This is a genomic window from Caballeronia arvi (assembly GCF_001544695.2).
GTDB lineage: Bacteria > Pseudomonadota > Gammaproteobacteria > Burkholderiales > Burkholderiaceae > Caballeronia > Caballeronia arvi.
Window position 1 is genome coordinate 1 of record NZ_FCOM02000129.1, and the last position, 7193, is coordinate 7193.

The window sequence follows — 7193 nt, forward strand, 5'->3', positions numbered from 1 at the left end:
AACGCCGCGGTCGGATCGTCGAAGAACATCACACCGAAACGCGAGAACAGGATGTCGAACGCGCCCTCGGGCAGCTCGGCGCTGCTGGCGTCGGCCACCTGGTAAAGGACCGGCGTATCCTGTGGCGCAAGCGCGCGCGCCCGGCCGATCAGTGGTTCGGATATGTCCACGCCCAGCACCTGGCCCCCCGCGCCGACGCGGGCGGCCAGAGCCAGACTCGACGCGCCCGCGCCGCAGCCGACGTCCAGCACGCGCTCGCCCGCCGCGGGCGCAACGGCTTCGATCGCGGCGTCACCGAACACCGCCACCATGGCGTCGAGGCGGGCCTGGTTGGCGACCCAGCGCTCCCCGCTTTGACCATTCCAGTCGGCAACGATTTGAAAAGCCCGCCATCTTGTTCGACAGGCCCGCGACCAGCATAGCCTTTCCTTGCAACAACGCCCGAATACCGCTCACGGCGACCGGACGAGGCTTCATGGTGAGGAGGCGCAGCAAGGCCGATGTGGTTGCGCCGGCTGCCTCATCGAAGCCCGTCTTGCAGGCAAGAAGCGATATCTCTCGATTGAAGTGTCTCAGCAAACCGTCCATGTGGTTGGGCAAACGGGCATCGTTCGACATACCTACGATGTCGTCAACAACTTGGCCGACGGAAAAACGAGTTCGAGCCATGTCGCGGTGCTTCTTTGCTGGATCAAGTCGGGACAAGACTGGCGCTTGTTAGCACGAAGCGGTACGACGCTTTCGGCGTAGCCAGCCAACACATAACGTTGGCAGCGCTCTGCTTGCCACCGCCAGTGCGCTCTGCATGTCAATCATGGACACACCAGCCGTGGTGGGCGTGCACGCCGAAAGCGTGGGGCTGCAAGTCACGCTGATCCACCCGCGATGTCGGCTCAGTATGGTGCACACCCCTGAGCCAATTTCGTAATTCGTACTGCGAACGGTCATTCTGTCGCCGTGACAGCGCGTACACGATGAATTTTTATCCAATGGTCAAAGGGAAAATGCCATGTCGACGTTAGCCTCCGAAAACCTGCAGCAACTCTTTCCTTCTGCCGCCGACATCCCTGAGGACGCACGCTTGGCTGCGCCGATTCATCAGCGCGTTTCGCTGGTTGACGGCGAGCTGAGATCCTGGGAAGGCGCTTGCAAGACGGTGCTCTCCCCGGTGTGCGTGCGGCAGCCGTCTGGCGAGCCGGAGCAGGTTCCGATTGGAAGCTATCCGGTGATGGGCGCAGCCGAAAGCGACGCCGCGCTCGACGCTGCCGTGCGCGCCTATGACCACGGCCGCGGCGAATGGCCGACGATGACAGTCCGCCAGCGCATCGCTTGCATGCAGGATTTCATCCGGCGGATGGTCGCCGAGCGCTCACAGATCGTGAACCTGATCATGTGGGAGATCGGCAAGAGTCTCGCCGATTCGACGAAGGAGTTCGATCGCACCGTTAGCTACATGCAGGACACGATCGAAGCGCTCAAGGAGCAGGACAACAGCAATTCGCGCTTCACCATTGCGGAAGGCACGATTGGGCAGATCAGGCGCACGCCGCTTGGAGTTGTGCTGTGCATGGGGCCGTACAACTACCCGCTCAACGAAACCTTCGCCACGCTGATTCCCGCGCTACTGATGGGCAACACGGTGGTATTCAAGCCGCCACAGTACGGCACGTTGCTTTTCAATCCGCTGCTCGAAGCGTTCCGCGATGCGTTCCCGAAGGGCGTCATCAATACGATTTACGCGCCGGGGGCGGTGGTCGTGCCGCACATGCTTGCATCGGGCAAGATCAACGTTCTCGCGCTCATCGGGTCGAGCAAGGTCGCGGACCATCTCAAGAAGCAGCATCCGAAATCGCACCGCCTGCGCGCCATCCTAGGCCTCAATGCGAAGAACGCCGCGATCATTCTGCCCGATGCCGACATTGATCTCGCGGTAAAGGAATGCCTGCTCGGCGCGCTGTCGTTCAACGGGCAACGCTGCACGGCGCTCAAGATGCTGATGGTGCATCGCTCGATCGTCGATACGTTCCTCGAACGCTTCACCGAGCAACTCGCCAAGCTGAAGGTCGGCATGCCGTGGGAGAAGGGCGTGTCGACACGCCGCTGCCGGGCATGCACCGCACCGCCTATATGACGGCAGCGCTCGACGACGCCAAGGAAAAGGGCGCGCAAGTGATCAACGAGGGCGGCGGTGATTTCTGCAAGACGCTCTTTTATCCGGCAGTCGTCTATCCGGTGAAGGAAGGCATGATGCTTTATCGCGAAGAACAGTTCGGCCCGATCATCCCTGTCACGCCGTTCGACGATATTGAGACCGCCTTGGAATACGTGATCACGTCCGAGCACGGGCAGCAGGTCAGTATCTTCGGTACCGATCCCGCGCAGATCGGCGCGCTCGTCGATCCACTCGTCAACCAGGTGTGCCGCGTCAATTTGAATTGCCAGTGTCAGCGCGGGCCGGACGTCTTTCCGTTCGCCGGCCGCAAGGACTCGGCGGAGGGCACGCTCTCGGTCGCCGACGCGTTGCGCGCGTTCTCGATTCGCTCGATGGTCGCCGCCAAGCAGACCGATGAAAGTCGTGTGCTGCTCGACGCGATCGTCACGGAGCGAAAATCGAAGTTCGTGAACACTGGGTTCATTTTCTAAAGAGGCGAGGACCCCTCGTATGAGGATCGAGTCCGGAGTTCATAACGATGAAGCTCCTGACTTAATCACAAGGTCCCCACCCGTTATCGACGCCGGGAGTTCCCATTCCCTCGTCGAGCGACCGATCCTCACAGAGGATTGCTCCAAAGAAGCTTGGCGACTCTGTTCTCATCGAGTCGGCCGCGCTCTTACTAACGTAACGATTCCAGCCGTATATAAGGCCGCTGGACATGGCGACTTTCCCAGGAGTCACGCAAATGCGCCGCAATCGAAATGCCAAAATTGTCGCGACCCTCGGTCCCGCAAGCACGAGCCGCGAGACCATCGAGGCGCTTTTTCGCGCCGGAGCCGATGTCTTCAGGCTGAACTTCAGCCACGGCACGCACGAAGACCATCAGCGCCGCCTGGAAATCATCCGGTCGATCGAACGGGATGCAGGCAGACCAATCGGTGTGCTCCTCGACCTGCAAGGGCCGAAGTTGCGCATCGGCACGTTCGCAAACGGACCGATTCGCCTCGAGAAAGGCGCTGCGTTCCGGCTAGACCTCGACGCCGGCACGCCCGGCGACACGGATCGCGTGGCGCTGCCGCACCCGGAAATCTTCGCGGCGCTCAGGCCGCAGACAAACCTCTTGCTCGACGACGGCCGCGTGCAGCTTCGCGTCGAACGCTGCGGCCCCGACTTCGCGGAAACGTCGGTCGTGGTCGGCGGCCCATTGTCGGAGCGTAAGGGCGTCAACGTGCCTGACGTCGTGCTGCCACTTTCCGCGATGACCGATAAGGATCGCCGCGATCTCGAATTCGGCCTGACGCTCGGCATCGACTGGCTTGCGTTGTCCTTTGTGCAGCGCGTCGAAGATATTCGAGAGGTTCGAAAGATCGTCGGCGAGCGCGTGGGCATCGTGGCCAAGCTGGAAAAACCGGCGGCCATCTGCAGCCTTGATGCGATTGTCGACGAGGCAGATGCCGTGATGATTGCGCGCGGCGACCTCGGCGTGGAAATGCCTGCAGAGCAGGTGCCGGCGATTCAGAAGCGTATTGTGCGCGCCTGTCGAAAAGCCGGTAAGCCGGTGTTCGTTGCGACGCAGATGCTTGAGTCGATGGTCGCCGCGCCCGTACCGACTCGAGCAGAAGCGTCAGACGTCGCCACCGCCGTGTACGACGGCGCAGACGCGGTGATGCTATCTGCCGAATCGGCAAGCGGGAAATATCCCGTCGAAGCCGTGCGGATGATGGACCTGATCATCTCGCAGACCGAGCACGACCCGTACTACCGCGAAGTGATCGCGGCGTCCCATGCCACACCGCGCGCGACGCCGTCGGATGCGATCGGCTATGCGATGCGGCACGTAACGGGTCTGCTCGATGCCGTCGCCACCGTCGCGTACACCAGCTCCGGGTACTCAGCCCTCTGCATGGCGCGCGAACGGCCCTGCGCGCCGATCGTTGGCATGACCCCGCAGACGGGAACCGCTCGCCGTCTGGCGTTGGTCTGGGGCGTCCATTCCGTCGTGTGCAAGGAGTTGATCGACGCGGCGGAAGTGAGTGAGCTGGCATGCGAGACGGTACGTGCCGAAGGATTTGGTGGAGCAGGTCAAACCGTCGTCTGGCATGCCGTTCGGCACGCCCGGAACTACTAATCTTCTGCGCATTGCGCAAATTCAGTGAGGCAAGGGCACGGATCGACATCCAAGGCTCTATGTGCGCTTGGCGGTACCTTGCGGGTCTTTGGCATGGTCGCGGCGATCCTTTGGTCCAAAGAAGGTAGGAGAGGTAGGTAGCGTGAATCAACTCAAATAACAAATGTCTGTTGCCATAGCCCGATCTGCAAGCCACAAGCGCTAGATGAGCGACAATTTGCCCATCGACGGTCCCAGTGCGGTATCGAGCGTGTTGCCCGTCGCCGTCGCGAATTTGGGACCGAGCACTCTATAGGCGGCGGTGAAGCCGCCCGAACTCATGACGTGCAGTTCGGCCGCTTGCACGCTCGTGGAAGCAAGGGTGCAGGGAAGCAGCGCGGCGATACAGAATTTGCGGAGAATGGATTTCATCGGTTCGCGAGAGATGAGGTAGATCGATCAGACTGCCTGAACTGCTGCCGGACGGCGCCGGTAGAGCGCGAGCGTCGCACCGAGCGCGCAAACCGCCGCGAAGCTCATCCAGTAGCCCGGCGCGGCTTTATCGCCCGTCATGTGGATGAGCGCAGTCGAAATGGCGGGCGTGAATCCGCCGAATACCGCCGTGGCAAGACTGTATGCCAGCGAGAAACCTGCGACGCGCACCTCGACCGGCATCACTTCCGTCAGGGCGACGACCATCGCTCCGTTGTACATGCCGTACATGAACGACAGCCACAGCAGCACGAGCAGCATATTGATGAAACTGGGCGCATGCGCGAGCATCGACAGCGCGGGATAGGCGGTGGCGATCGCGAGAATCGTCATCGAGAGCAGCAGCGGACGGCGTCCGATGCGATCCGACAGCGCCCCGCCGATCGGCAGCCAGATGAAGTTCGACACGCCCACGCACAGCGTGACGAGGAGGCTGTCGGCCGTGCTCAGATGCAGAACCGTCTTGCCGAAGGTCGGCGCATACACGGCGATCAGATAGAAGCTGGTGGTGGTCATGGCGACCAGCATCACGCCTGCGATCACGACGTTCCAGTTTTGCACGAGCGTGCGAAAGACTTCGGCCATCGTCGGGCGATGCTGACGCTTCTTGAACTCCTGCGTTTCCTCGAGATTACGCCGCAGAATGAAGATGAACGGCACGATCATGCAGCCGACGAAAAACGGCACGCGCCAGCCCCACGCGGCGATGGCTGCCGTGTCGAGCCATTGATTGAGCGCGAAGCCGAGCGCCGCGGCAACGACGATGGCGACCTGCTGGCTCGCGGATTGCCAGCTCGTGAAGAAGCCCTTCTTGCCGGGCGTCGCCATTTCCGCGAGATACACCGACACGCCACCGAGTTCCGCGCCCGCCGAGAAGCCCTGCAACAGACGGCCGAGCAGCACGAGGGCCGGAGCGAAGAGGCCGATGGTCGCGTAGCCCGGCACGAATGCGATCAGGATGGTGCCGCTCGCCATGATCGAGAGCGTCACGATGAGACCCTTACGGCGGCCGACATCGTCGATATAGGCGCCCAGGATGACCGCGCCGAGCGGCCGCATCAGGAAGCCCGCGCCGAAGACGGCGAAGGTCATCATCAGCGAAGCGAATTCACTGGTCGCAGGAAAAAAGACGGCGGCGATCTGGGTCGCGTAGAAGCCGAACAGGAAGAAGTCGAACTGCTCCAGGAAGTTGCCAGCCGTGACGCGCAGCACGGCGGCACTCTTCGACTGTCGGGGGGAAGCGGTATGAGCGGAGGGGTGCATCGAATGTCTCCAGATAGGGATGCACGGCATCCCGACGTATCGTTGTGTACCTGATAGTCGCCGGAAATTGGACAAACGAGAATTGCGACTTTTGGAAGGATTGATGTTCTTTGAACATCAATCCTTCATCACGGGGTATCAAGCCACGAAGCGGCACTGCGAGGCAGGCGTGCGCGTATCCATGTTGCGACCGCGGTTGAGGTGGTCGTCGATTTCCGCCGCGCAGCCCAGCATGCGGGGATAAAGGAAAATCGTGAACGCCGCCGTTTCGAGATCGGACTCGGTCAGGTCCCCGCGCCGCAAGGGCTGCCAGAGCATCTTCAACAACAGCGCGGCGATGATCGCATCGACATTGACGCAGTAGACGTTCCGGGACACACCGGCGTCGAAAAGTGCCTGCACGAGTTCGCGATAGTACGCATGGAACACGTTGTACTCGCCGCGCTTCTCACACAAATCGGCGATAAACACCTCGCGCGGATCATGGTTGACCGGCCTGTCCTTGAATACCGGATGATTCACGCCCGGAAGCTTTGCGATGTCGAGGCTGCCCGCGTTCTTCTGTCGTGCCTTGTACTGCGCATACTGTTCAACCGATCGCTCGGCGAGCGCGCGCAGGTCGATGCCGTGGTCCGGGTCTGATGGATCGCTCAAGGCGGTTTCCTTGAAGGCATCGATCAGAAAAGCGATGCCCTCATACCCATTACCGCCGTGCGTGAAGCCCGTATGCGAGAGAAAGCCGATGAGTGCCTTGTTGAGCTGCACGCGCTCGGGCGATTCCGGTCCATCCGCGGACACTGCGCCTTTTGCGCCCTGTGCCGATATCGCGCCGGGACCGTTGGTGAGCAGGAGGCCTGCAAGAGTCTTGAAGGTGAACAGGTCCTCAGGGTCCGGCTTTAGATTGAGAAGGGCGGCAAAGCAGAGTTCGGTTACGCTCCGTTCGTTCAGCACTTCAGCAGAGGAGAAGCCGCTGAAGCCGTCCGGGCCGTGGCGCGACGCGTCAGCCGACGCCCCGATCAGCGTTCCGATCAGCATGCTCCACCAGGGCAGGCTTTCGGCGGTAATCCGCGAGATGCGCTTGCGCATGAGCGGGCCCCACGCCAGCGTTGTCGTGATCGCGGCCAGTACCGCATCTGCGCTCGGGTGAGCGGGCCGTGAGGTGAGCCAGCGAACGAA

At 61.6% G+C, this 7193-nt stretch carries 3 protein-coding genes and 4 pseudogenes; 2 read left to right on the forward strand and 5 right to left on the reverse strand.

Features of this window, described 5'->3' with window-relative positions; genetic code table 11:
• On the reverse strand, positions 1 to 377 hold a 377-nt coding region (locus AWB74_RS42940), incomplete at its 3' end, for a class I SAM-dependent methyltransferase (RefSeq protein ID WP_143749495.1).
• The gene (locus AWB74_RS48010; protein WP_235024931.1) at positions 292 to 669 is read right to left on the reverse strand and encodes a hypothetical protein; all 378 of its coding nucleotides are present in this window, start codon (positions 667 to 669) and stop codon (positions 292 to 294) included. The genes AWB74_RS48010 and AWB74_RS42940, both read right to left, overlap by 86 nt.
• Positions 670 to 1009: 340 nt before the next feature.
• On the opposite strand from AWB74_RS48010, the pseudogene AWB74_RS42950 reads away from it, so the two are divergent.
• Both AWB74_RS42950 and pyk read left to right on the forward strand, forming a co-directional pair.
• Positions 1010 to 2643: pseudogene (locus AWB74_RS42950) on the forward strand (NADP-dependent glyceraldehyde-3-phosphate dehydrogenase).
• Positions 2644 to 2900: 257 nt separating this feature from the next.
• Positions 2901 to 4311 (forward strand): annotated as a pseudogene (gene pyk, locus AWB74_RS42955) (pyruvate kinase).
• A gap of 188 nt (positions 4312 to 4499) precedes the next feature.
• Here pyk and AWB74_RS42960 read toward each other — a convergent pair.
• From AWB74_RS42960 to AWB74_RS42970, 3 genes and pseudogenes are all read right to left on the reverse strand, one after another.
• Positions 4500 to 4694: pseudogene (locus AWB74_RS42960) on the reverse strand (ABC transporter substrate-binding protein); the annotation flags it as partial.
• 27 nt (positions 4695 to 4721) lie between these two features.
• Positions 4722 to 6017 (reverse strand): MFS transporter, encoded by a 1296-nt coding sequence (gene tcuC / locus AWB74_RS42965; RefSeq protein WP_061152578.1) that lies wholly within the window; start codon positions 6015 to 6017, stop codon positions 4722 to 4724.
• Between the two features lie 138 nt (positions 6018 to 6155).
• Positions 6156 to 7193: pseudogene (locus tag AWB74_RS42970) on the reverse strand (CoA-binding protein); the annotation flags it as partial.

What these genes read in the sequence shown, in the direction of transcription:
- AWB74_RS48010 (WP_235024931.1), bottom strand. Translation starts at nt 669, where the DNA reads ATGGCTCGAACTCGTTTTTCCGTCGGCCAAGTTGTTGACGACATCGTA.
- tcuC (WP_061152578.1), bottom strand. Translation starts at nt 6,017, where the DNA reads ATGCACCCCTCCGCTCATACCGCTTCCCCCCGACAGTCGAAGAGTGCC.